23 protein-coding genes and 1 pseudogene are annotated in these 22279 nt (G+C 69.9%); 14 read left to right on the top strand and 10 right to left on the bottom strand.

Annotated elements, in window-relative coordinates; translation table 11 throughout:
- Positions 1–10: 10 nt before the first annotated feature.
- Positions 11–448 (bottom strand): D-aminoacyl-tRNA deacylase, encoded by a 438-nt coding sequence (gene dtd / locus ACZK5N_RS07715; RefSeq protein WP_459017538.1) that lies wholly within the window; start codon positions 446–448, stop codon positions 11–13.
- 34 nt (positions 449–482) lie between these two features.
- Here dtd and ACZK5N_RS07710 point away from each other — a divergent pair, with 34 nt between their 5' ends.
- The 6 genes and pseudogenes from ACZK5N_RS07710 to ACZK5N_RS07685 all read left to right on the top strand — a co-directional run bounded on the left by ACZK5N_RS07710 (position 483) and on the right by ACZK5N_RS07685 (position 4985).
- A complete protein-coding gene (locus ACZK5N_RS07710) occupies positions 483–605 on the top strand; it encodes a hypothetical protein (RefSeq protein WP_459017537.1) in 123 nt (40 codons plus the stop codon).
- 2 nt (positions 606–607) lie between these two features.
- The gene (locus ACZK5N_RS07705; RefSeq protein WP_459020427.1) at positions 608–1105 is read left to right on the top strand and encodes a heme-binding beta-barrel domain-containing protein; all 498 of its coding nucleotides are present in this window, start codon (positions 608–610) and stop codon (positions 1103–1105) included.
- Between the two features lies 1 nt (position 1106).
- Positions 1107–2036: a CAF17-like 4Fe-4S cluster assembly/insertion protein YgfZ gene (gene ygfZ, locus ACZK5N_RS07700; protein WP_459017536.1), complete on the top strand. Its 930-nt coding sequence runs from the start codon at positions 1107–1109 to the stop codon at positions 2034–2036.
- Between the two features lie 25 nt (positions 2037–2061).
- Positions 2062–3402, top strand: coding sequence for an acyltransferase family protein (locus ACZK5N_RS07695; protein ID WP_459017535.1), 1341 nt, complete (start codon positions 2062–2064; stop codon positions 3400–3402).
- Positions 3403–3593: 191 nt separating this feature from the next.
- A pseudogene (ppk2, locus tag ACZK5N_RS07690) lies at positions 3594–4466 on the top strand (polyphosphate kinase 2); the annotation flags it as partial.
- A 9-nt stretch (positions 4467–4475) separates the two neighbouring features.
- Positions 4476–4985 carry an arsenate-mycothiol transferase ArsC gene (locus ACZK5N_RS07685; RefSeq protein WP_459020426.1) on the top strand — a complete coding sequence of 170 codons (510 nt, stop codon included), beginning with the start codon at positions 4476–4478 and terminating at the stop codon, positions 4983–4985.
- On the opposite strand, the gene ACZK5N_RS07680 is transcribed toward ACZK5N_RS07685, so the two are convergent.
- Positions 4982–5620 carry a SatD family protein gene (locus ACZK5N_RS07680; protein WP_459017534.1) on the bottom strand — a complete coding sequence of 213 codons (639 nt, stop codon included), beginning with the start codon at positions 5618–5620 and terminating at the stop codon, positions 4982–4984. The two genes, ACZK5N_RS07685 and ACZK5N_RS07680, sit on opposite strands and share 4 nt — an antisense overlap.
- 84 nt (positions 5621–5704) lie before the next feature.
- On the opposite strand from ACZK5N_RS07680, the gene ACZK5N_RS07675 reads away from it, so the two are divergent.
- On the top strand, positions 5705–6133 hold the full coding sequence (locus tag ACZK5N_RS07675) for a hypothetical protein (RefSeq protein ID WP_459017533.1): 429 nt from the start codon (positions 5705–5707) through the stop codon (positions 6131–6133).
- Complete coding sequence (locus tag ACZK5N_RS07670; protein ID WP_459017532.1) at positions 6130–6708, top strand: HD domain-containing protein; 579 nt, start codon at positions 6130–6132, stop codon at positions 6706–6708. Before ACZK5N_RS07675 ends, ACZK5N_RS07670 begins: the two co-directional genes overlap by 4 nt.
- Before the next feature lie 17 nt (positions 6709–6725).
- On the opposite strand, the gene typA is transcribed toward ACZK5N_RS07670, so the two are convergent.
- Positions 6726–8588 (bottom strand): translational GTPase TypA, encoded by a 1863-nt coding sequence (typA, locus tag ACZK5N_RS07665; protein WP_459017531.1) that lies wholly within the window; start codon positions 8586–8588, stop codon positions 6726–6728.
- 228 nt (positions 8589–8816) lie between these two features.
- Between typA and ACZK5N_RS07660 the strand changes: the two genes are divergently transcribed.
- On the top strand, positions 8817–9875 hold the full coding sequence (locus ACZK5N_RS07660; protein WP_459017530.1) for a hypothetical protein: 1059 nt from the start codon (positions 8817–8819) through the stop codon (positions 9873–9875).
- A gap of 2 nt (positions 9876–9877) precedes the next feature.
- Here ACZK5N_RS07660 and ACZK5N_RS07655 read toward each other — a convergent pair whose 3' ends face one another.
- The 5 genes from ACZK5N_RS07655 to dhaK form a co-directional block, all read right to left on the bottom strand.
- Positions 9878–10201: a putative quinol monooxygenase gene (locus ACZK5N_RS07655; RefSeq protein WP_459017529.1), complete on the bottom strand. Its 324-nt coding sequence runs from the start codon at positions 10199–10201 to the stop codon at positions 9878–9880.
- A 190-nt stretch (positions 10202–10391) separates the two neighbouring features.
- Complete coding sequence (locus tag ACZK5N_RS07650; RefSeq protein ID WP_459017528.1) at positions 10392–10832, bottom strand: DUF3151 domain-containing protein; 441 nt, start codon at positions 10830–10832, stop codon at positions 10392–10394.
- 24 nt (positions 10833–10856) lie between these two features.
- Complete coding sequence (gene dhaM, locus ACZK5N_RS07645) at positions 10857–11612, bottom strand: dihydroxyacetone kinase phosphoryl donor subunit DhaM (RefSeq protein WP_459017527.1); 756 nt, start codon at positions 11610–11612, stop codon at positions 10857–10859.
- The gene (gene dhaL, locus ACZK5N_RS07640) at positions 11612–12247 is read right to left on the bottom strand and encodes a dihydroxyacetone kinase subunit DhaL (RefSeq protein WP_459017526.1); all 636 of its coding nucleotides are present in this window, start codon (positions 12245–12247) and stop codon (positions 11612–11614) included. Before dhaL ends, dhaM begins: the two co-directional genes overlap by 1 nt.
- Entirely contained in the window at positions 12244–13239 is a 996-nt protein-coding gene (gene dhaK / locus ACZK5N_RS07635; protein WP_459017525.1) for a dihydroxyacetone kinase subunit DhaK, read from the bottom strand. Before dhaK ends, dhaL begins: the two co-directional genes overlap by 4 nt.
- 171 nt (positions 13240–13410) lie before the next feature.
- On the opposite strand from dhaK, the gene trxA reads away from it, so the two are divergent.
- The 4 genes from trxA (at position 13411) to ACZK5N_RS07615 (ending at position 18238) form a co-directional block, all read left to right on the top strand.
- Entirely contained in the window at positions 13411–13827 is a 417-nt protein-coding gene (gene trxA / locus ACZK5N_RS07630; protein WP_459017524.1) for a thioredoxin, read from the top strand.
- A 110-nt stretch (positions 13828–13937) separates the two neighbouring features.
- Positions 13938–15221 carry an adenylosuccinate synthase gene (locus ACZK5N_RS07625; protein ID WP_463624776.1) on the top strand — a complete coding sequence of 428 codons (1284 nt, stop codon included), beginning with the start codon at positions 13938–13940 and terminating at the stop codon, positions 15219–15221.
- Between the two features lie 31 nt (positions 15222–15252).
- On the top strand, positions 15253–16479 hold the full coding sequence (purD, locus tag ACZK5N_RS07620) for a phosphoribosylamine--glycine ligase (RefSeq protein ID WP_463624775.1): 1227 nt from the start codon (positions 15253–15255) through the stop codon (positions 16477–16479).
- Positions 16480–16654: 175 nt separating this feature from the next.
- On the top strand, positions 16655–18238 hold the full coding sequence (locus tag ACZK5N_RS07615; protein ID WP_459017521.1) for a hypothetical protein: 1584 nt from the start codon (positions 16655–16657) through the stop codon (positions 18236–18238).
- A gap of 18 nt (positions 18239–18256) precedes the next feature.
- On the opposite strand, the gene ACZK5N_RS07610 is transcribed toward ACZK5N_RS07615, so the two are convergent.
- Together ACZK5N_RS07610 and ACZK5N_RS07605 are read right to left on the bottom strand one after the other, a co-directional pair.
- Complete coding sequence (locus ACZK5N_RS07610; protein WP_463624774.1) at positions 18257–20305, bottom strand: acyl-CoA dehydrogenase family protein; 2049 nt, start codon at positions 20303–20305, stop codon at positions 18257–18259.
- Positions 20302–20964 carry a TetR/AcrR family transcriptional regulator gene (locus ACZK5N_RS07605; protein WP_459017519.1) on the bottom strand — a complete coding sequence of 221 codons (663 nt, stop codon included), beginning with the start codon at positions 20962–20964 and terminating at the stop codon, positions 20302–20304. The genes ACZK5N_RS07610 and ACZK5N_RS07605 overlap by 4 nt, the downstream gene beginning before the upstream one ends.
- Before the next feature lie 75 nt (positions 20965–21039).
- Here ACZK5N_RS07605 and ACZK5N_RS07600 point away from each other — a divergent pair, with 75 nt between their 5' ends.
- Positions 21040–22278 carry an acetyl-CoA C-acetyltransferase gene (locus ACZK5N_RS07600; RefSeq protein WP_463624773.1) on the top strand — a complete coding sequence of 413 codons (1239 nt, stop codon included), beginning with the start codon at positions 21040–21042 and terminating at the stop codon, positions 22276–22278.
- Position 22279 lies beyond the last annotated feature (1 nt).

Here is a 22279-nt window from a genome sequence, read left to right as displayed (position 1 = left end):
CGCTGGGGGGTCATTCCCAGGTTCGCGTGTCCATGATGATCGTGACGGGCCCGTCGTTGACCGACGCCACGCGCATGTGGGCGCCGAATCGGCCCCGCGCCACCGTCGCGCCCAGCACCTCCAGTTGGCGGCACAGCTCCTCGACGAGGGGCCCGCTCACCTCACCGGGCGCGGCGAGGCTCCAGGAGGGACGGCGGCCCTTCCGGGTGGAGGCGTACAGCGTGAACTGGCTGACCACGAGGAGCGGGGCGCCGGTGTCGCTCGCAGAGGACTCGCCGTCCAGGATCCGCAGGCCCCAGATCTTGCGCGCAAGGGCCGCCGCGTCCGAGGCGTCGTCGTCACGGCCCACGCCCGCCAGGACCAGCAACCCCGGGCCGTCGAGCCGGGCGGTCACCTCGCCGTCGACCTCGACGGACGCCTCGAGCACCTTCGTCACCACCACGCGCATGGGCCCATTGTGGCCCGTTCGTATACTGGCCCGCATGGCCGCGGTTCTGGTGTGGGTGCTGATTGTCGCCACCGTCGCGCTGGGCGCCGGTGCGCTCGTCGCGCTCGGTTTCACACTGAGGGGTCTGTGGCGTGAGTTGCGAGGAGATCAGACGTGAACATTGACATCGAGGTACCCGAGGGCCTCAACCCTGCGCTGACGGCGCTGGGATGGCTGGTCGGCCGGTGGGAGGGCACCGGCAGCGGCACGGACCATGAGGGCGAAGGCTTCGAGTTCGAGCAGCGCGTCGAGTTCAATCACAACGGTGGCGACTACCTGTACTACGCCTCGCAGACGTTCCTGCTCAGCGACGAGGGCGCGGACCAGGTGCCGCTCAGCATGGAAACCGGCTTCTGGCGCCCCAAGGCGGACGCTTCCCTCGAGGTGGTGCTGACCAGCGCCGACGGCTGGACCGAGGTCCTCGTCGGCAAGATCCAGGTGACCCGGATCGACCTGCTGACGGACGCCGTCGTACGAACGGAGTCGGCCAGCGTCTCGCATTCCGCGGGTCAGCGGCTCTACGGCAAGGTGGAGGGCGACCTCATGTACGCGCTGGACCGCGCCACCACCGACCACGAGCTGCGCCCGCACATGTGGGCCCGGCTGAAGCGGGTCTGACATGCCGGTGACGGTGGAGAACGGCCTTGACGCCGGGCTGGCGTGGCACTACGGCAACCCGGTGACGGAGGCGCGCGCCCTCGCGGCCGGTGAGGGCGTCGTGGACCTGCGCAACCGCGAGATCGTCGAGGTGAGCGGAGCCGACAGGCTCGGCTGGCTCCACTCGATCACCACCCAGCACCTGAGCGGGCTGCGGCCCGGCGAGGCCACCACGGCGCTGATCCTGTCGCCCACCGGCCACATCGAGCACGTGATGCACGGCGTCGACGACGGCGCCTCCTTCCTGGCGTGGACCGAGCCGGGCCGGGCCGGCGCGCTGGTGGAGTTCCTCCAGCGGATGCGTTTCGCGATGCGTGTCGAGGTGTCGATCCGCCCGGACCTGAGGCTCGCCTGGATGGGGCACCGGGTGCCGGTCGACGGCTCGTGGCGCGTCCGCGACTCGGAGCTGGGTGGACTGGAGGTGTTCCTGCCCCATGACGCGGCGGTGGAGGGCACCGCCGGCACGTGGGCGTTCGACGCCATGCGGATCGCCGCGGGGGTGCCGCGGATCTTCGTCGACACGGACCACAAGACCATCCCTAACGAGATCGGACTGGTGGGCACGCACCTGGACAAGGGCTGCTATCGCGGGCAGGAGACGGTTGCCCGGGTGCACACGCTGGGGCGCCCGCCCCGACGGCTCGTCCAGTTGCACCTCGACGGCACCATGTCGGCGCTGCCCGCGGAGGGGGCGGCCATCGAGTTCGGCGGCCGGACCGTCGGCGTCGTCGGCTCGTCGTCGCGCCATCACGAACTGGGCCCCATCGCGCTCGGGCTGATCAAGCGGTCGGTTCCCGTCGACGCCGAACTGCTGGCCGACGGCATCCCCGCAGCCCAGGAGGCGCTCGTCGACCCGGACGTCGGGCTGCACGTGCGCCCCGTCCTCGGATAGCGCGCCGGACTGGCATCATGTCCCCGTGCAGACCGAGCCGCGGCGCAACCACACCATCGACGTGGCCCGCGCCCTGTCGGTCCTCGTGGTGGTCGTCTTCCACGGCTTCATCTACAAGGCGTCCCTGAAGCCGGACGGCACGCTGGAGGCCGGGCTCTGGACGCCGCCCACCTGGGTGTGGGCCCTGTCGTGGCTGCTGATGTCCATGCCGCTGTTCTTCGCCTGCGGCGGATTCTCCAACGCGCTGATCGTGGACAAGATGCAGCGGCGGGGCACCGGCTTCTCCCACTACCTCGCCAACCGGGGTCGGCGACTGACCGGTGGGTTGACGCTGTTCGTGACGTTCTTCGCGGTCATCGCGACGGTCGCGGCGTGGGCGGGCTACGGGCTGCTGGCGGCCGAGCTCAGCCGTTCGCTCATGTTCCTGCTCTGGTTCATCTCGGTGTACCTGGTGATCGTGCTGTTCGCGCCGCTGATGGTGGTTCTGCACGACCGGTTCGGGGCGTGGGTGATCGTCGTGATGCTGCTCGGCATCGTGGTGGTCGACAGGGCATGGCTGGGGTTCGGGCGCAACGACATCGGCCAGATCAACATGTTTCTCGTGTGGCCGCTGTGCCATCAGCTGGGCATCGGGTACCAGCGCGGCTGGTTCCGCGAGGGACCCGTGCGGCGGACGTGGGCCGTCCTGTTCGCGGCCGCGGCCGCGATCGCGGTCCTGATCCTCTTCTTCGGGTACCCGGCGTCGGCCGTCGGGTTCGCCAACGCCCCGCTGGCCAACCACATGCCGCCGACGTTGGCGATGGCCCTGCTCGGGGTGGGGCAGACCGCGGTCATGGGCCTGGTCGAACGAGCAGGCGTGTTCGACGCCTTGTCCGGGAGGGCCGAGGCGGGACTGTCGCGGCTGAGCGCCCTGGCCATGACGGTCTACCTGTGGCATGTGCCGTGCCTGCTGGTGGGGGGCGCGGGCCTCATCCTCCTCGCACGGTTGATGCCGGCTGCCGCGCCCGTGTTGCTCTCGCAGGTCACCGTGCTCGCCGTCGGCATGGTGCTCATCTCGGTGCTGGTGCCACTGATCGGTCTGGTGGAGTACCGCCTGATCCCTCCGCTGGGAACGGTGCAGGACCGCTATCTCGCCCTGTTGAGCTTTGTGTTGATGATCGCCGGCGCGATGCTGGTGTGGACCCACGGCACCGTCGTGCACCCACTGCAGCTGGGGTCGTCCTTGGGGGTGCTCACGGTGTGGGCGGGAGCTTGGACGATGGTTCGCGCGTCGCGCCCCGCGGGCGTGGCCCGCGTCGCCGATGATGCGCTGAAGCCGGCCCGGGTGTCGCGGCGGTCGCGGGGGCGGCGTTCCGATGAGGGTTGAGCCGGACACGGCACTCGTGGGAGGGGGTTGAGCCGGACACGGCACTCGTGGGAGGGGGTTGAGCCGGACACAGCACTCGGAAGCTCAGGCCGGCGATGGCAACGCTGCCACGCCGACGAGTCTCGGCTCAGGCTCGTGGCCGTCTTGGGCGCGTTCAACTGGCGTTCACCCGGAGGTGATGAACTATTCCCATGAGCCAGAACCTCCGTGAGTACATCGACAAGTTGCGCGACGAGGGGTACGCCGTCGCCGATGTCCACGGGGAGGATCCCTACCTGATCGACCCGATGGGCCAGGCCGTCGAGACCTGGCGGGACCGCCACCCCTACGACGAACTCCTCGACAGGAACGAGTACGAGGCGGAGAAGCGGGAACTGCAGATCGAACTGCTCAAGTTCCAGTACGCCGCGCAGGACGCCGGCACGAAACACGTGATCATCTTCGAAGGCCGCGACGCCGCGGGCAAGGGTGGCGCGATCAAGCGCTTCACCGAGCATCTCAACCCCAGGACCGCGCGCGTCGTGGCGCTGGCCGCGCCGACGGAGCGGGAGAGGGGGCAGTGGTACTTCCAGCGTTACGTGCAGCACCTGCCGACGGCGGGTGAGATCGTGCTCTTCGACCGGTCCTGGTACAACCGGGCCGGGGTCGAGCGGGTCATGGGGTTCTGCACCGACGAGGAGTATGAGATCTTCATCCGGCAGGCGCCCCTGTTCGAAGAGATGCTGATCCAATCGGGCATCACGGTCACGAAGCTGTGGTTCTCCGTGGCGCAACGCGAACAGCGCACGCGGTTCGCGATCCGGCAGATCGACCCGGTTCGCCAGTGGAAGCTGTCGCCGATGGACCTGGAGTCGCTCGGCCGCTGGGAGGACTACACAGCGGCGAAGACGGCGATGCTCAAGCACACAGACACCGAGATCGCCCCGTGGTACCGGATCAAGTCCAACGACAAGAAGCGCGCGCGGCTCAATGCGATGCGCCTCTTCCTCGACCTGCATGAGTACGAGGGAAAGGACCCCTCCGCGATCAGGCCCACCGACCCCCTGATCGTCCAGCGCGGGCGCAAGAAGTGGATGAAGTCCGACGAAGAATCCGCCGATGACGCGGTGGTCCGCATCGATGACACCGACGCCAAGAACGACTCCGAGAAGGGAACACCTATGAAGCCGAGCGTCCTGTTCGTGTGCGTGAAGAACGGCGGCAAGAGCCAGATGGCCGCAGCGCTCGCGCGTTTGCACGCCGGCGACACCGTCGACGTCTACTCCGCAGGCACCAAACCGGCCGCCGCGCTCAATGAGGAGTCGCGCGCCAGCGTGGAGCAGGTGGGCGCCACGTTCGACGGCGAGGAGCCCAAGGCGATCGACCCGGAGATCCTGCGCCGCGTGGACAAGGTGGTGCTCGTCGGCGGCGAGGCGGTGGTGGAGCCCCTGGAGGGCATGCGCGGCACCATCGAGACGTGGCTGACGGACGAACCCTCGCTGCGGGGCATCGAGGGTGAGGAGCGCATGACGCTGCTGCGCGAAGACATCGATGCCCGGGTGCGCGCCCTCCTCGCCGAGTTGGTGCCGCCCACCGCGGTCTAGGGGAGCTGGCCCAGGGCGATGATGACGTCCATCAGCGGGCGAAGGTCGTTGTTGCGCACGCGCTGAGAGTTGGCCGACGCGCTGATGCCCTCGATGTCGGCGATCTCCGCGTTGTCCAGGCCCTCGAGCATGCCCCGGAGGGTGGAGAGGGCCCCCGGGCGTAGCCGGGTCAGGTGCACGTCCACAAGCCGCGACACCGCGTCGGCCGACGGGGTGGCTGCCGCCCGCTCGTCGCGGATCGCGGTCCGCACCGTCTCGTAGCCGGGTCTGGCCGCCTGCGCCTTCACCCAGTCGATCGCCTCGCGGGCCAGCCACCAGCCGGAGCCGTCCTGGATCCCGCGTGCCTCGTCGACGACGACCACCTCGCCGCCCCCGACCCCGCACCGCGCATCCCACCTGGGAGCGAGCGCGAGCCTGAGGCTCAACCCGGCCGTCAACGCGGCGCCCAGGGTGGGGTAGACGCCCTGGAGTTCGTCGCCGACGGTGGGGCGAAGTTCGTGCACCGATTCGACGGCGCCGTTCACGCCCTCAACCGCGCGGAGGACGTCCGCGTGCAGGGCAGCCCTGGGCGAGGAGCGTGACGCCACGATGTCCACGAGGAGCGCCACGGCCAGTCCGCCCTTCATTTCGCTCATATGTAGATACTACCTTCATATCGTCAGAATGTAGTAGCACGCTCCCTGCGGGGCTTGTCGGGGAGGCGGTGTAGCGTTCCGGGCATGGACTGGGGGCTGGTGCTGGAAGCCGCGACACTGGTGGCCGCGGGACTCGTCGCCACGCTCGGCAACCCCGTCGTCCGGGCCCTGCTCAGGCGGATCGACAAGGCGTCCGCGCCGTCGTCCGAGACCGAGGTGGCTCAGACCAGGGCCAGCCTCGGTCTGGAAGCCGCTCAGCGGGAGCTGCCCGGAGGCCGGTGGATCGGGATGCTGGAGCGCCTGGCGGTCTATGCGTGCATCGTGACGCAGTTCCCCGCGGGCATCGCGATGGTGCTCGCGGTCAAAGGGCTCGGACGCTACGCGGACCTGGCCACGGCGTCGGAGTCGGGCACGTCGCGCAAGGGTGAGCTGTTCATCATCGGCACGTTCGCCAGCATGCTGTGGGCAGGGCTCTGGGCGGGCGTGGCCTACTTCGCCGTGCGGGCGTGGTGAACGCCGACGGACTCCTGCCGGACCCCGTGGCGGCCGAACTGCTCGCCAGGTGGTCCGAGCCGCACCGTCGCTACCACTCGCGGACCCACCTGGGCGACGGGCTGGAGGCGCTCGACATCCTGCAGGCGGGCAGGCTGGAGCGTGTCGCATTCTGGTTCCATGACGCGGTCCATCGCAACGCCAGCCCGGACGACGAACTCGCCTCCGCCGCGTTGGCGCGCGACCTCCTGGCCCACCTGCCGATCGCGGAGGTCGACGAGGTGTGCCGGCTGATCCTGGTCACCGTCGATCACGCGCCTCGGGCCGACGACGCGGCCGGTGCGCGCATGGCCGACGCGGACCTGCACGGGCTGGGGCTTCCGTGGGAGCGCTACCGCGCCAATGTCGCGGCGATCCGGGCCGAGCTGCCAACGCTGGGGACGCCCGAGTGGGCGCAGCGCCGCCGGCGCTTCGTCGAGCGGATGCTCAAGCGCGGATCGGTGTTCAACACGCCGAAAGGCCTGGCGCTCTGGGAGCACCAGGCCCGGAACAACCTCCAGGCGGAGGCGGATCAGCTCTCGGCGAGCAGCTGGTAGAGGCGGAGCTTGAGCGGTCAGCCCTTCTTGGCGCCCTTGCGCTCCTTGGCCCGGTCGTTGGCGTTGAGCGCCACCTTCCGGATGCGCACCGCGGCAGGGGTGACCTCCAGGCACTCGTCGCCGGCGCAGAATTCCAGGGCCTGCTCCATCGACATGTTCTTGGCCGGGATCAGCCGCTCCAGCTCGTCGCCCGTGGAGGAGCGCACGTTGGTGAGCTTCTTCTCCTTGGTGGGGTTGACGTCCATGTCCTCGGCGCGGGGGTTCTCGCCGACGATCATGCCCTCGTACACCTCGGTTCCGGGAGCGACGAACATGGTGCCGCGCTCCTGCAGGTTGAACAGCGCGTAGGACGTGGCCACGCCCGTGCGGTCCGCCACCAGGGAGCCGGTGGGACGGGTGCGGAACTCGCCGGCCCACGGCTCGTAGCCCTCGCCCACGTGGTTCATGATGCCGGTGCCGCGGGTCTCGGTGAGGAACTCCGTGCGGAAGCCGATGAGGCCGCGGGCGGGCACGATGAACTCCATCCGGACCCATCCGGTGCCGTGGTTGACCATCATCTCCATGCGGCCGCGGCGCAGCCCCATGAGCTGGGTGACCACACCGACGAAGTCCTCGGGGATGTCGACGGTGAGGCGTTCGATGGGCTCGTGCACCTTGCCGTCGACGAGCTTGGTGACCACCTGGGGCTTACCGACGGTGAGCTCGAAGCTCTCGCGGCGCATCATCTCCACGAGGATGGCCAGCTGGAGCTCGCCGCGACCCTGCACCTCCCAGGTGTCCGGGCGCTCGGTGGTGTTGACCTTGATCGACACATTGCCGACCAGTTCCTGCTCCAGGCGACCCTTCAGCAGGCGCGCGGTGAGGTTCTTGCCGGACTGGCCGGCCAGGGGGGAGGTGTTGATGCCGATGGTCATGGAGATCGACGGTTCGTCGACGTGGATGAGCGGCAGCGGCTTGGGGGTCTCGGGATCCGAGAGCGTCTCGCCGATCATGATCTGCGGGATGCCCGCGATGGCGACGATGTCGCCTGGGCCGGCGATGTCGGCCTGGACGCGGTCCAGCGCCTGGGTCATGAACATCTCGGTCAGCTTCACCGTGGAGATGGTGCCGTCGGTCTTGCACCACGACACGAGCTGGCCGCGCTTCATCTCACCGGCGATGATGCGGCACAGGGCGAGGCGGCCCAGGTACGGTGAGGCGTCGAGGTTGGTGACGTGCGCCTGGAGGATCGCGCCCTCTTCGTAGACGGGGGCGGGGATGTGCTCCATCAACGTGTCGAACAGCGGCTCGAGATTGGGGCTGTCCGGCATGCCGCCGTCCTCGGGCTGCGTCAGCGAGGCGCGACCGGCCTTCGCGGAGGCATACACGATCGGGAAGTCGAGCACGTGGGCCGCGTCGTCGTCGATGAGGTCCATGAAGAGGTCGTAGGTTTCCTCGACGACGGCCGAGATGCGAGCGTCGCTGCGGTCCACCTTGTTGACCACCACCACGATCGGCAGGTTCTTCGCCAGCGCCTTGCGCAGCACGAACCGGGTCTGGGGGAGGGGGCCCTCGGACGCGTCGATCAGCAGGACCACGCCGTCGACCATTTCGAGGCCGCGCTCCACCTCGCCGCCGAAGTCGGCGTGGCCGGGGGTGTCGATGATGTTGATCGTCACCCCGGTGCCGTCGGGGCGGATGTGCCGCACGCCGGTGTTCTTCGCGAGGATGGTGATGCCCTTCTCGCGCTCGAGGTCCATCGAGTCCATGACGCGGTTGTTGACGTCGGAGCCCTCGCGGAAGGCACCGGACTGCCACAACATGGCGTCGACGAGCGTCGTCTTACCGTGGTCGACGTGGGCGACGATGGCGACGTTGCGCAGGTCTTCGCGTGTGGGCATGAGGCATCTCCGGGGGATCGACGGTGGGGGCCTCGGGAGAGTCTACGTGGCGGGAGCCTGGTGCCACGAACCGTGAGCCCCGGGAAGGTGTGTGGCCACGTGTGCGGCGCGTTGCAGCGAAGCGCGGTCCCGGAGCGTATAGAGGTGTGGGTGCGGGTCGTCCTGTCGACGGCGCCGCCCTCACCCGTGCCTTCGGGCACGGGAGTACACGTCGAACGAGGAGTCCAGATGAGCGACCGTTCAGATCAGGCATTCAGTGGCGCCATGGGCCAGCGGGCCCCGATGGGGCGGAAGGCGCCGCCACGCCTTGCGCACCTCGTGTGGGCGGTGGTGGCGACGGTGGCCCTCGTGGCGATGGTCGTCGCTGTGGCGGTGGTGCTGACCAGCCGCCCGGTCCAGGTGGCCACGCCTGCCGCTCCGACGAGCGTGAGTGGGCTGCCTGCTCCGGAGGACGGTTGGCGGTGGGTGTCTCGAGGGGATGTGGCGGCGCAGGTGCCCGAGGAGTGGGGATACAGCGACTACGCCTGGGTGCCGTGGTGCCTGGGCGCGACGCCGGAGCCCGTCCCGCCGGCCGGCCCGTTCGTCTCGACGCCCGCCGGTCCGGTCGCGGCGATCGCGTGCCCTGAGTTCCAGGCCGGCTGGGTGCAGACCTATCTGGGCTTCGCCGACCCGGCGCTGGAACCCTCGACCCTCACCCCCGTGCTGAGCCGTACCGTGGCAGACGTCGACGTCCGCGTGACGCTGAGGCAGGACGCCCCCGACGACGAGCGGGCCACGGCCCAGAAGATCCTCGACTCCGCCGTCGAGTTCGAGCGGGACGCAGCCGGGTGTACGCCGCACGCCCCGTTCTCGACCCTCGATGACAGGCCGGAGGCGTGGGATGTGTCGAGCGCGACCGGCGTCGTCGAGGTGGGTCTCTGCCGCCATCTCGACTCTGCGTCGGAGGGGGACCGCCCCAATCTGAGCGCGTCGCGAGTGGTGGCGGGGGAGGAGGCCGCGGGCCTTGTCGCGGCCATCGCGGCCGCGCCCGAAGGAGCTAGCGGGAACCCCGACGAATGCATCTCGGACTTCGACCAACGCTCCGGACTCGTTCTGCGCGTCCTCGATGCCACCGGACTCCACGACGTCTACCTCCGAGTCGACGGGTGCCGCAACCTCGGCTTCGACGACGGGACCGCGCACCGTGAACTGACCCGCGACGCGTGCACCCCTGTCTTCTCCGCAGACCCGATTCGGTTCGACGGCGGCCAGGAGGCGGCGATGGCCGCCTGCCACGTCGGGCGTTAGGGTCAGTCGATCCGGAGCTCGCCCATGGTGTCCCAGCCGTCTCCGTCGATCGTGCGCGAGATGATCTGCGGGGTGGCGAGGATGTGCGGGCGCATGGCGTCCAGTCCTCGAGGGAAGTGGGCGGAGTTGACGTGCGCCGAGCCGGCGTCGCCGTCGCGGAAGGCCTCGACGAGCACATACTCGTTGGGGTTCTCCATGCTGCGCGACCACTCGAACCACAGGTTCCCCGGCTCGGCTCGCGTGGCCTCGTTGAAGGGGCCGACGACATCCATCCACTGCTCGGCGGATTCAGGCTTGACCTGGTACTTGACGACGATGAAGATCATGCCGCCAGCCTAGCCAGGTCTCCCGGATCCACGGGAGCGGCAGAGCCGCCCACGCATTGTGCAATGCGGCGATCGGGCTGCATGTTGCGGGAAGTGTTCCTCCAGGCTGGATCTCGAAGGCAAAACAGGGCCCGACAACCAGCCTGGAGGAACACTAGCCGCGCGCTCCGGGTGATGAGGTTGAACCGATCTAGATGACAGGCTCCGCCAGCACCTGGTAGGCGGTCTCGGAGGAGTCGCGGAGGAACTGCGCACACCGTTCCTGCTCCTCGGTCTCGCCGATCCGCCCCGCCGCGACACTCAACGCCCACAAAGCACGCAGGAAGCCCTGGTTGGGTTCGTGTTCCCACGGCACCTGGCCGGATCCCTTCCAGCCGTTGCGCCGCAGCGTGTCCAGCCCGCGGTGGTAACCGGTGCGGGCGTAGGCATAGGCGGCCACGGCGCTGCCGAGATCCTCCTCGGTCAGGCAGGTCTCGGCGAGCAGTGCCCAGCACAGCGACGACGTGGGATGCTGCGCGACGATCTCGAGGAAGCGTTCCTTGCCGTGCTCGGCGATCGCCGCGAGAGCGGGGTCCTCCGGCAGGCGCACGACCACAGGGGAGGCCATCAGGTTGGGGTGCGTGTCGCTCATGCCGCTCAGCCTAGCGGCGCGCGCTCACTTCTCGCCGAAGCCGGCCGATATGAGGGTCACGAGCGCGTCGACGGCCTCGCGTGCCTGAGGGCCGGTGGCCGTCAGGCGGAGGACGTCACCCTTGCGGGCGTTGAGGGTGGCCAGCCCGATGCTGCTGGCCGCCTTGACCGGACCGATGTCCGCGTTGCTGATTCGGACGTCGGCGTCGAACCGGCGGGCCTCGGCGACGAACAGCGCCGCCGGCCGGGCGTGCAGGCCCGTCTCGTTGACCAGCACCGCCTCGCCGGAGGCGACGCCATCGGCCCCGTCTGGTCCGTCACCTGAGAGTTCCGGGGAGGCAGAGGCCGGTCCACCGGCCGCCTGCTCGTCGGGCGATGAGGCCCGGCCCAGCGCCATGAGCTTGGGCGTGAGCGCCGATTCGGCCTCCTCCGCGACGTCCGCCAGCGATGCGCCGCCCACGGCGCGCACCAGCCCCGCCGTGAGGCCCTCGACGAACGGCGCGGCGAGGATCCGGACGTTCTCCACGCCCGCGAACTCCACTCCCATCTCGGCGCTCATCAGCGCCGAGCCCATGTCGACGAAGATGACCACACCGTCGCCCCGGTCCACCTCGGCGACGGCCGCCGCGACCGCCGTGGCATCCGTCCCCAGCCCGCCGTCGGGCATGCCGGCGGCGATGGCCACGGGCGAGGGTGCCTCGTGGACCATCTGCATGGCCAACTCGACGGCGGCCTCGGCGAGCGCGCGACTGTGCGAGACGACGACGATGCCGACCGCCATCAGGCGCCGATCACGTCCGCCAGGGCGTCGAAGAGATAGGCCGACGACGTGGCACCGGGATCCTGGTGCCCGGCGGACCGCTCGCCCAGGTAGCTCGCCCTGCCCTTCTTCGCCACCATCGGCGTGGTGGCGTCGCGTCCCGCAGCCGCGGACTGCGTGGCGGCTGCCACTGCGTCGTGCAGCCCGGCGCCGTCCGCCACCGCGGCGTCGAAGGCGTCGATGGCGGGCGCCAGGGCGTCCACCATCGTCTTGTCGCCCAACTCCGTCTTACCCCGGGCGATCAACCCTTCGAGCCCGGCCCGGAACGCCTTTCCGAACTCCTCCGGCGAGAGCTCGACCACGGTCCCGCTGGCCATCCCCATCTTCATCAGCAGGGTGCCGTAGAGCGGGCCGGCGGTGCCGCCGACCGTGCTCACCAGCGTCATGCCAGCCTTCTTGAAGAGGCCATCGATCGTGGTGGCCTGATCAAGATGCAGCAACACGGCGGCTGTCCCACGGGCCATGTTGGCGCCGTGATCGGCGTCACCGATGGCGGAATCCAGGTCCGTCAGGAAGACCTTGTTCTCGTCGATGATCTGCGCGTAGCGGCGCAGCCAGTCCGCGAGGAGGTCCAGGGTGAGGTGTTGTTCGGTCACAGGCCCCACCGTAGACCCGCGGTCTGCACGGGCGCGTCCCACAGGCGAATCAGGTCCTCATCAGCTTTGAGCAGCGTGAGCGAGCAGCCGGCCATGTCCAGGCTGGTGATGTAGTTGCCCACCAGGTTCCGCGACACCTCCACGCCTGCCTCCTTGAGCAGCGCCACCACTTCGCCGTACATGAGGTAGAGCTCGATCAGCGGCGTGCCGCCCATGCCGTTGAGCATGGCGATCACGGGGGCTCCGGTGAAGTCCAGGTCATGCAGGATGGGATCCACCAGCTGCTTGGCCACGGACTTCGCGTCGGCGATGGGCTCGCGGTGGCGGCCGGGCTCACCGTGGATGCCGATCCCGATCTCGATCTGATCCTCGGGCAGGTCGAACGTGGGCTTCCCGGCCGACGGCACCGTGCACGAGGTGAGCGCCATGCCCATCGAGCGGCCGTTGTCCGCGACCTTCTGTGCGAGCGCCTTCACGGCAGCCAGGTCCTGGCCCTCCTCCGCGGCGGCCCCGACGATCTTCTCCAGCAGCACGGTGGTGCCCACGCCGCGGCGTCCTGCGGTGTACAGCGAGTCCTGCACCGCGACGTCGTCGGCCACGATGACCGTCTCCACGGGGATGCCGGAATCGCTGGCCATCTCAGCAGCCATCTCGAAGTTCATGATGTCGCCGGTGTAGTTCTTCACGATGTGCAGGACGCCACCGCCGGTGTCCACGACGGTGGTGGCCTCGATCATCTGGTCCGGTGTGGGGGAGGTGAACACCTGGCCCGCGCACGCCGCGTCGAGCATGCCGACGCCGACGAAGCCGCCGTGCATCGGCTCGTGGCCCGAGCCGCCGCCGGAGATGATGGCGACCTTGCCGGCCTCCTTCGGGGTGGCGCGGTAGATCACGCGGTTCTCGTGATCCACGCGCACGTTCTGGTCTGATGCCTCCACGCCTTTGAGTGCGTCGGCGATCACATCGTCGGGGGAATTGATGAGCTTCTTCACGGTCCCAACCTCCTGCGTCGTTGCGGGGAACACATCGATGCTGGTCCCCACAGTCGATGCTAGGCAAGAGCCCTGACCTTTCGTGCACTTTCCGATAACCCGATGCCACTGATGTGCGACGTGGGAGCCGGTTCGGGGCCGTGCGGTGGCGGCTTCGTGGATCATGGGAGCATGAGCATCGTCACATGTGTGTCCTGCGCCGCGCGCAACCGGGTGCCCGCGTCGGCCGCCGGCCTCCCCCGGTGCGCCAGGTGCAAGGCCGATCTGCCCTGGCTGGTGGACGGCTCCGACGCCGACTTCGACCAGGTGGCCGCCACGCGCGTGCCCGTCCTGGTGGACCTCTGGGCCCCCTGGTGCGGGCCATGCCGGATGGTGGCGCCCATCCTGGAGAAGCTCTCGCAGGAGCGCGCCGGGCGGCTCAAGGTGGTCAAGGTCAACGTCGACGACAACCGCGCCATCCAGTCCCGCTTCGGCGCCATGAGCATCCCCACCATGGTGTTGCTCCGCGACGGGACGGAAGTGTCGCGGCAGGTGGGCGCGCTGCCGAAGAGGGAGATTGAACGCTGGCTGGATCAACACGCGTCCTGACTGCGGACCCCAACGCCGCGCCGGTGCAGGGAGGGGGCGTCCGATAGACTCCAGCGGTAAGGCCCCAGCGAACCGCAGGGGCTTCATCCATGTGCGTGGAGGAGGGCGACATGCCGAGCGTTGTCGTGGTCGGGGCTCAATGGGGAGACGAAGGCAAGGGGAAGGCGACCGATCAGCTGGGTGATCGCGTCGACGTCTGCGTCCGTTACTCCGGCGGCAACAATGCCGGACACACCCTGGTGGTGGGCGGCGAGAAGTTCGTGCTCCACCTGTTGCCCTCCGGCATCCTCAACCCGAACACCACCACCGTGATCGGCAACGGCGTCGTCGTCGACCTCGACGTGCTGGCGGAGGAGCTCGCAGTGCTGGCGGAGCGCGGGGTAAGCGTGGCGCACCCCCTCCTGTCGGCCAACGCCCACATCATCACCGAGTACCACAAGGTGCTGGACAAGGTGACCGAGCGGTTCCTCGGGAAGCGGCGCATCGGCACCACGGGTCGCGGCGTGGGACCCTGCTACTCGGACAAGGTCAACCGCCTCGGCATCCGGATCCAGGACATCCTGGACGAGTCCATCCTGCGCCAGAAGGTGGACGCCGCGCTGGACCAGAAGAACCAGCTCCTGGTCAAGGTGTACAACCGGCGCCCGATCATCGCCGAGGAGATCGTCCAGTCGCTGCTCAAGCACGCGGACACCATCCGCCCCCACATCGTGGACTCCGGCCGCTATGTCAACGACGCGCTGGACGCCGGCAAGGTGGTGCTGTTCGAGGGCGCCCAGGCGCACCACCTCGACGTGGACCAGGGCACCTACCCGTACGTGACGTCGTCGAACCCGACCGCGGCGGGCGCCACCACCGGCGGCGGCGTCGGTCCCACCCGGATCGACCGCACCATCGGCATCGCGAAGGCCTACACCACCCGCGTCGGCGAGGGCCCGTTCCCCACCGAGCTGTTCGACCACGACGGCGAGGAGCTCCGCCGGATCGGCGCCGAGTTCGGCGCCACGACGGGGCGGCCTCGCCGCTGCGGCTGGTTCGACGCCGTCCTCGTGGAACAGGCGGTCAAGATCAACGGGTTCACCGACATCTTCCTCACGAAACTGGACATCCTCAGCGGCTGGGAGAAGATCCCGGTCTGCGTGGCCTACGAGGTCGACGGCGTCCGCCACGACGTGATGCCCATGACGCAGTCGGACTTCCACCACGCCAAGCCCATCTACGAGGAGCTCGACGGCTGGGCCGAGGACATCAGCGGCTGCCGCCGGTTCGAGGAACTGCCGGCCACGTGCCAGGCCTACGTCAAGCGGCTCGAGGAGCTCATCGGGTGCCGGATCAGCGGCATCGGCGTCGGTCCCGGGCGCGAGCAGTCTGTGGCGATCAACGACCTGATCTGATCGCCCGCGGCGGACCACTAGGCTGACGCGGGTGAAGATCCTCCTCCTCGGCTCGGGCGGGCGCGAGCACGCGCTGGCCCGCTCGCTGGCCGCCGATCCCTCCGTCACCGAGCTGCACGCCGCCCCTGGGAACCCCGGGATCGGGCGGATCGCCACGCTCCACTCGCTGGACCCGTCGTCACCGGTCGCCGTGGTCGAGGCGGCCCAACGGCTCGGGGTGGACCTCGTGGTGATCGGCCCGGAGGCTCCGCTGGTGGCCGGGGTCGCGGACGCCCTGCGGGAGGTGGGGATCGACGCGTTCGGGCCCGGTCGGGAGGCCGCCGTCCTCGAGGCGTCCAAGGCATTCGCCAAGGAGGTCATGCGGGCCGCCCTTGTGCCCACCGCGGACTCCCACGTCTGCGAGACCCCGGAGGAGGCCGCCGCCGCGCTGGACGAGTTCGGCGCCCCGTACGTGGTCAAGAATGACGGCCTGGCCGCGGGCAAGGGTGTGGTGGTCACTGATGACCGGGACGCCGCGCTGGCCCACGCCGCCGCCTGCGGGCGTGTGGTGATCGAGGACTTCCTCGACGGACCGGAGGTGTCGCTGTTCGCGATCTGCGACGGCGAGCGTGCGCTCCCGCTGTTGCCGGCGCAGGACTACAAGCGGGTCGGGGACGCCGACGCGGGCCCCAACACGGGCGGCATGGGCGCCTACAGCCCCCTGGTCTGGGCAGCTCCAGGGTTGACGGACCAGATCATGGCGGAGGTCATCGACCCCACGCTGGCCGAGATGCGCAGGCGCGGCACGCCGTTCATCGGGCTCCTGTATGCGGGGCTGGCGCTGACGTCGCGGGGTCTGCGCGTCGTGGAGTTCAACGTCCGCTTCGGCGACCCGGAGACCCAGGCCGTCCTGGCTCTCCTGGAGACGCCCTTGGCAGGCGTCCTCCGGGCGGCAGCGCGGGGGGAGTTGGACACGGTGGAGCACCTGTCATGGCGTGAGGGGGCCGCCGTCGTCGTGGTGTCGGCCGCCGCGGGCTATCCCGGGACGCCGGCCGCCGGCGGCACGATCGTGCTGCCGGACGACGAGGCCGACGCCTACGTCCTGCACGCGGGGACGCGCCTCGACGGCGACCGCCTCGTCTCGGCCGGGGGGCGGGTGCTGGGCATCGTGGGCCGGGGGGATGATGTGGATCAGGCGCGCGAGCGCGCCTACGCGCTGCTGGGCCGGGTGGATTACGCAGACGGCTTCCACCGCACCGACATCGGCGTTCCTCACTGAAATCCGGTCCAGTCAACGCTCTTCCTGGGGCCGGCGCGCGGAAAGTGTCCCCCAGTGGGGGTGTCTGCGCTCCGGGCGGAGCGGGGAGTGCGTCACTGGCGTCACAATGTCGCGGTCTGCCCACCGGTCCGCATGAGGATTTCAGGACCAGCGGGTGGGATGGCAGTCTTTCCGGATGATTGCACGACGCCTTGCGCTGCTGGGACTCGCCGCCGGCGCCGTCGCCGCCGCGGCCGGGTGCACCGGCTCCCCAGGCGACGGATCAGCCACGCGCTCCGGGGGCACGCAGAGCCCGTCTGCTGGCGCGTCGCCGATGGCCAACGGCCACCGCGTCGTGGCGAACGCGGACCTTGCGTCAGCCGTGCTGCCCTCCGATGACGCCGGCAGTCTGGCGGTCAGCCGGTTGGTGCTGGCGGAGGCCACCGCTGTGGTCGTCGTGCAGCCCGCGGGTACCGCTCCGAGCGCCTCACCTTCGGCGGGCGCCTCGACCCCCGCGCCATCGCCCAGCCCCACGTCCGGCGGAGATATGGCGGCCGCCGTCGCGACAGCGGCAGCGCTCGGTCTCCCACTACTCCTCGCGGGGCCGGAGCTCGCGGCGGAACTGGACCGGCTCCAGGCCCACACCGTCATCGCCTACCCGGCGGAGGGCCTGGACCTCGGCGACCGTGTCGTGATCGACGCGCCGGTCGACCCCGCTGACGTGGAGGTGGACGGGTTGCCCCTCGAGGCGTCGCCCGCCACTGCGGGGGCGCTGCGACGTGCGGGTCAGGCCGTCTCGGCTGCCACCACGGCCGTCCTGGCCTCCGCAGGGATCACCGTCACCGAGGTGGCCTTCGACGACCCCCGCGCCACGGCCGAGTCGGTCGCGCTGGTCAAGAGGATCCCGGGAGCGGTCCTGGGCATCGGAGCGTTCGGCGAGAGCGACCGGTTCGCGGCGCGTGTCGAGGCGGCCCGCAGCCTCGACGAACTCCCCGGCGGCGGTGTCGCACCGTTCCCTGGCCGCATGATGGTGGCGCTCTACGGGCACCCCTCCGGCGGGACGCTCGGCCTCCTCGGCGAGCAGGGTCCGGCCGCATCCGTCGCCCGGGTCCAGGATCTCGCCGCGCAGTACCAGGAGTTCAGCGACGTGCCCGTCGTCGGCGCGTTCGAGATCATCACGACGGTGGCCAGCGCGTCGGCCGGCGCCGACGGTGACTACTCCTTCGAGACCCCGCCCGAACAGCTTCTCGCGTACATCGAGGCGGCGGAGGCGGCCGGGATCTACTGCGTGCTCGACCTCCAGCCGGGACGCACCGACTTCCTCACCCAGGCCAGGCGCTACGAGGAACTGCTGAAGCGCCCCACCGTCGGACTCGCGATCGACCCCGAGTGGCGGCTGAGGCCGGGCCAGCGGCACATGACCATCATCGGCCAGGTGACCGTGGAAGAGGTCAACTCCACCGGGCACTGGCTGGCCGACCTCGTCGCCGCCAACGACCTGCCTCCCAAGGTGGTGATCCTGCACCAGTTCCAGCAGCGGATGATCCTGGGCCGCGAGCGGCTCGACACCAGCCGCGACGAGATCCAGTACCTCGTCCACGCCGATGGGAACGGTAGCCCCGCCCTCAAGCAGGAGACGTGGCGCAACCTCAAGGCGGGCCTACCGGCCAACACCTGGTTGGGGTGGAAGAACTTCGTCGACGAGGACTCCTCGACGATGACCCCGCAGCAGACGATGCAGGACGTGGAGCCCAGGCCCAATTTCGTGTCGTACCAGTGAGGTTGGAGGAGGGCCTCCTCAGACGTTCGCCGCGACCCTGTGGGACGACCTACGGCCCTCCTCCGCATCCACGGCGGAGGAGGGCACACGGTCCGCCACCGAGGTGAACCGGACTGCCCGATCCCGACTCTCATCGGGCGGCGGCAGCAGCGGCGGCACCGCCTCGCGCGGGTGCCTCAGCCAGCCCTCCGGGACGCCGAGCCCCTCGGCCAACTCGCGCGCCCTGGGGCGCAGCTCGCCGCACAGGTCGTCGACGGTGGCCGAGATCGCCTTGCTGCGACGCGGGTCGAACGCCTCGTGTTCCATGTACCAGGCACGGTTGCCCTCGATGGTGGCCAGGGCGTAGAGGTCGCACACCTTGACCAGCAGCGCCTTGACGTAGTCGTCGTCGCACTCCTCGATGCCCTCGATGAACGCCTCCAGGACCACCCGGTCCACGTGCGCCTTCGCCGCCTCCAGCATGTGGGTCTGGAGCGCGTTGATGGCCCGCTGCTGCTGGTCCTCCGCCACCCTGCTCGCCGCGCGCATCCGCCGCGCCAGGCCCTCGACGACGTGCTTCTCCCGGAACTCGAACATCTGCACGTGCCAACCCCGCGCCCTCATCCGCTGCGAGTCCGGCTTGCGGTCCGCGACGGCGATCAGCCGGTCGATCACCGAGCGCGCCGTCGTGCGCTCCAACACGGTCTGCCCCAGGATCGCGGCCGTCTTCTGCGCGGTGCCGCGCAGATCCATGTCGCCCCAGGTGGACTTGTACTCCAGCAGCAGCGCCTTGGCGACCAGCTGCAGCAGGACGGTGTTGTCACCCTCGAAAGTGGCGAAGATGTCGGCGTCCTGGCGTGCCATCGTGATGCCGTTGTCCGACATGTAGCCGGCGCCGCCGCACGCCTCGCGGGCCTCCTGCATGGAGTCCAGCGCCCACCGCGTGAGCACGGCCTTCATGCCCGCCGCGCGGGTCTCCAGCTCGCGCGAGCTCCGCACGTCGGAGCCGTCTGCGTCCATCACCCGCTGGAGCTGCAGGGCCAGCTCGTTCTGCGCGAAGCCGTAGGCGTACGCCCTGGCCAGGTGCGGGAGCAGCCGGCGCTGATGCGTGAGGTAGTCCAGCAGGGGGATCTCCTCGCCCAGCCCCGGACGACGGAACTGGCGCCGCCTGTCGCCGTACTCGACGGCGATGGTGAGCGCCTTGCGTGCGGCCGACGCCGCCCCGCCGCCCACGCAGATCCGGCCGCGGACCAGCGTGCCGAGCATGGTGAAGAACCGGGCGTTCTTGCTCTCGATCGGAGAGTGGTAGCGGCCCTCGTCGTCGACGCCGCCGTAACGATCCAGCAGCATCAGCCGCGGGACGCGCACGTGATCGAAGGCGATGGTGCCGTTGTCGATGCCCAGCAGGCCGCCCTTGTGGCCGTGGTCACCGGTGGTCACACCCGGCAGGTCGTGGCCGGACTCGTCGCGGATGGGCACCAGCACCACGTGCACGCCCTGGTGCTCCCCGTCGACGATCAGCTGGCCGAACACCGCGGCCATCCGGCCGTCGCGTGCGGCGTTGCCGATGTAGGCCTTCGTGGCCGACGGAGTGGGCGAATCGACCTCGAACTCGGCGGTCTCCGGAAGCCAGGTGATGGTGGTCTCGATGGACTGCACATCTGAGCCGTGGCCCAGCTCCGTCATGGCGAAGCAGCCGAGCAGCTCACAGCTGATGGCGCCCGGCAGGAAGGCCTCGTGGTGGTAGGCGGTGCCGAGGTTGACGATGGCGCCGCCGAACAGGCCGTGCTGGACGCCGGTCTTGATGGTGAGCGAGAGGTCGCCCATGGCCACCATCTCGAAGTTCGCCACCGACTCGGCGGTGCTACCCACCCCGCCCACGGCCGCCGGGAAGCCTGCGGTGACGAGGTCGCGGTGCGCGAGCCTCTGCACCCGGTCCAGGGTCCAGTCCCGCGCCTCCTCGACGGTGAGGGCGGTGTCGCGGACCACCTCGTCGGCGGTCACCTCGTCCCGCCAGCGCTGCTTCAGGGCGTGGAACGGGCCGTCGAGGGCGCGACGGAGGGCCTCGCCTGTGGGGGAGAGTGTCATGATGCGTGCTCCTTGGTCTGAGCGGCGAACGCCGGTGCGAACAGTTGATCGATGTAGGCGACGACCTCGGCGCGCGGCCGTCGGAGGTTGGTGACGATCCAGCGGTCGGCGACCGCCCAGATGAACCCGACGGCGCCGTGGGCCCAGATGTTGGCCGGCTCCTCGCTGAGGCCCTCCCGGCGCAGCCAGGACCTCATGGCCTCGGCCACCTCGTTGCCGATGCGGGTGGTGATGCCGAGGACCGGGTCGTCCACGGGGGTCTCGCCCGAGGGGCGGGTGGAGACGAAGAGGTACAGGTTGCGGTCCCGCTCCACGACGGCGAGGTAGGCGTCGGCGAGGTTGAGGACGAGGTCCCGGGGCTCGAATGTCGCGGCGTCCTCCAGCGGCAGCTTGCGCAGAATGAACTCGTGCACCGACTCCACGACGGCACGGTAGAGGCCTGCCTTGTCGCCGAAGTGCCGGTAGAGCACGGTCTTCGACGTGCCCCCCAGCGCGGCGATCTCGTCCATGCCGACAGAGGGGCCGTGCTCGCGGATGGCGCGCACGGCGTCCTCCACCAGGGCGCGCCGGCGGAGGCTGTTGTGCTCCTCCCAGCGGGAGGCGCGGCCGTCCGGCGCGTGGTGGGCGGCAGGGGCCGACGGATCCTCGTCGATCTTCATGAAACTCAGGGTACCTGAAACTTCGCGTACCTGCTACTCTTGGTATCGAATACCCCAGCGAGAGGATCGACGTCGATGACACGCAACGCAGTGGTGGTGGGCGGCAACCGCACCCCCTTCGTCAAGGCCGGCGGCAAGTACGCCGAGGCCTCTGCCCAGGATCTGCTGACCGCGGCGCTCGACGGGCTCGTCGCCCGGTTCGGGCTGGCGGGCGAGGAGGTCGGCGAAGTGGTCGCGGGCGCCGTCCTCAAGCACACGAGGGACTTCAACCTCACCCGCGAGGCGGTCCTCGGCTCGGCGCTCTCGCCGCACACGCCCGCCTGCGACCTTCAGCAGGCGTGCGGCACGGGCCTCGAGGCCGTGGTGTACGCCAGCAACAAGATCAAGCTGGGGCAGATGGACGTGGCGATCGCGGGCGGCGTCGATTCGGCGTCGGACGCGCCGCTCGTGGCCTCGGAGGGCCTGCGGAAGGCGCTGCTCGCGCTGTCGCGGGCGAGGTCCGTGCCGGAAAAGCTGGCCGCGTTGTCCAGGATCCGCCCGGCTGACCTCGCGCCGGTCCCGCCGGCCGTCGTGGAGCCGCGAACGGGTCTGAGCATGGGTGAGTCGCAGGCGCTGACCACGGCCAGGTGGGGCGTGACGCGCGAGGAGCAGGACGAGTTGGCCCTGGCGTCGCACCGCAACCTGGCGGCGGCGTGGGAGGCGGGCTTCTTCGACGACCTTGTCACGCCGTACCTGAAGGTGTCGCGTGACGGCATCCTGCGTCCGGACACCACCCAGGAGGCTCTCGCCAAGCTCCGCACGGTCTTCGGTCAGGAGAACGCCACCATGACGGCGGGCAACTCCACGGCACTGACCGACGGCGCCGCAGTGGTGCTGCTGGCCGAGGAGGGCTTCGCGAGGGGTCGCGGCTGGCCGGTGTGGGCGAAGGTGATCGACGCGCAGGTGGCGGCGGCGGACTACACCACCGGCAAGGAGGACCTGCTGCTGGCCCCCGCCCGCGCCATCCCCGTGCTGCTGGAGCGCAACGGCCTCAGCCTCGGGGACTTCGACTTCCTGGAATTCCACGAGGCGTTCGCCTCGACCGTGCTGGCGACGCTCAAGGCGCTGGAGCAGCAGGGCGTGGGGTCGGTGGACCGCTCCAAGCTCAACGTCAAGGGCTCGTCCTTGGCCGCCGGGCACCCCTTCGCCGCCACGGGCGGCCGCATCGTCGCCTCCCTGGCCAAGATGCTGCACGAGCGCGGCCCCGGGTCCCGGGGCCTGGTATCGATCTGTGCGGCCGGCGGCCAGGGCGTCGTCGCGATTCTGGAGGCGTGAG

It is taken from the genome of Tessaracoccus pujii (assembly GCF_055326215.1).
The sequence above is the reverse complement of the archived record's forward strand: the minus strand, read 5'-3'. Positions and strand labels throughout refer to the sequence as shown.

What these genes read in the sequence shown, in the direction of transcription:
- ACZK5N_RS07615 (WP_459017521.1), top strand. Translation starts at nt 16,655, where the DNA reads ATGATTGCACGACGCCTTGCGCTGCTGGGACTCGCCGCCGGCGCCGTC.
- typA (WP_459017531.1), bottom strand. Translation starts at nt 8,588, where the DNA reads ATGCCCACACGCGAAGACCTGCGCAACGTCGCCATCGTCGCCCACGTC.
- ACZK5N_RS07610 (WP_463624774.1), bottom strand. Translation starts at nt 20,305, where the DNA reads ATGACACTCTCCCCCACAGGCGAGGCCCTCCGTCGCGCCCTCGACGGC.
- dhaM (WP_459017527.1), bottom strand. Translation starts at nt 11,612, where the DNA reads ATGGCGGTCGGCATCGTCGTCGTCTCGCACAGTCGCGCGCTCGCCGAG.
- trxA (WP_459017524.1), top strand. Translation starts at nt 13,411, where the DNA reads ATGAGCATCGTCACATGTGTGTCCTGCGCCGCGCGCAACCGGGTGCCC.
- ACZK5N_RS07710 (WP_459017537.1), top strand. Translation starts at nt 483, where the DNA reads ATGGCCGCGGTTCTGGTGTGGGTGCTGATTGTCGCCACCGTCGCGCTG.
- dtd (WP_459017538.1), bottom strand. Translation starts at nt 448, where the DNA reads ATGCGCGTGGTGGTGACGAAGGTGCTCGAGGCGTCCGTCGAGGTCGAC.
- ACZK5N_RS07625 (WP_463624776.1), top strand. Translation starts at nt 13,938, where the DNA reads ATGCCGAGCGTTGTCGTGGTCGGGGCTCAATGGGGAGACGAAGGCAAG.
- ACZK5N_RS07655 (WP_459017529.1), bottom strand. Translation starts at nt 10,201, where the DNA reads ATGATCTTCATCGTCGTCAAGTACCAGGTCAAGCCTGAATCCGCCGAG.
- ACZK5N_RS07600 (WP_463624773.1), top strand. Translation starts at nt 21,040, where the DNA reads ATGACACGCAACGCAGTGGTGGTGGGCGGCAACCGCACCCCCTTCGTC.
- ACZK5N_RS07650 (WP_459017528.1), bottom strand. Translation starts at nt 10,832, where the DNA reads ATGAGCGACACGCACCCCAACCTGATGGCCTCCCCTGTGGTCGTGCGC.
- ACZK5N_RS07675 (WP_459017533.1), top strand. Translation starts at nt 5,705, where the DNA reads ATGGACTGGGGGCTGGTGCTGGAAGCCGCGACACTGGTGGCCGCGGGA.
- ygfZ (WP_459017536.1), top strand. Translation starts at nt 1,107, where the DNA reads ATGCCGGTGACGGTGGAGAACGGCCTTGACGCCGGGCTGGCGTGGCAC.
- ACZK5N_RS07660 (WP_459017530.1), top strand. Translation starts at nt 8,817, where the DNA reads ATGAGCGACCGTTCAGATCAGGCATTCAGTGGCGCCATGGGCCAGCGG.
- ACZK5N_RS07685 (WP_459020426.1), top strand. Translation starts at nt 4,476, where the DNA reads ATGAAGTCCGACGAAGAATCCGCCGATGACGCGGTGGTCCGCATCGAT.
- ACZK5N_RS07605 (WP_459017519.1), bottom strand. Translation starts at nt 20,964, where the DNA reads ATGAAGATCGACGAGGATCCGTCGGCCCCTGCCGCCCACCACGCGCCG.
- ACZK5N_RS07680 (WP_459017534.1), bottom strand. Translation starts at nt 5,620, where the DNA reads ATGAGCGAAATGAAGGGCGGACTGGCCGTGGCGCTCCTCGTGGACATC.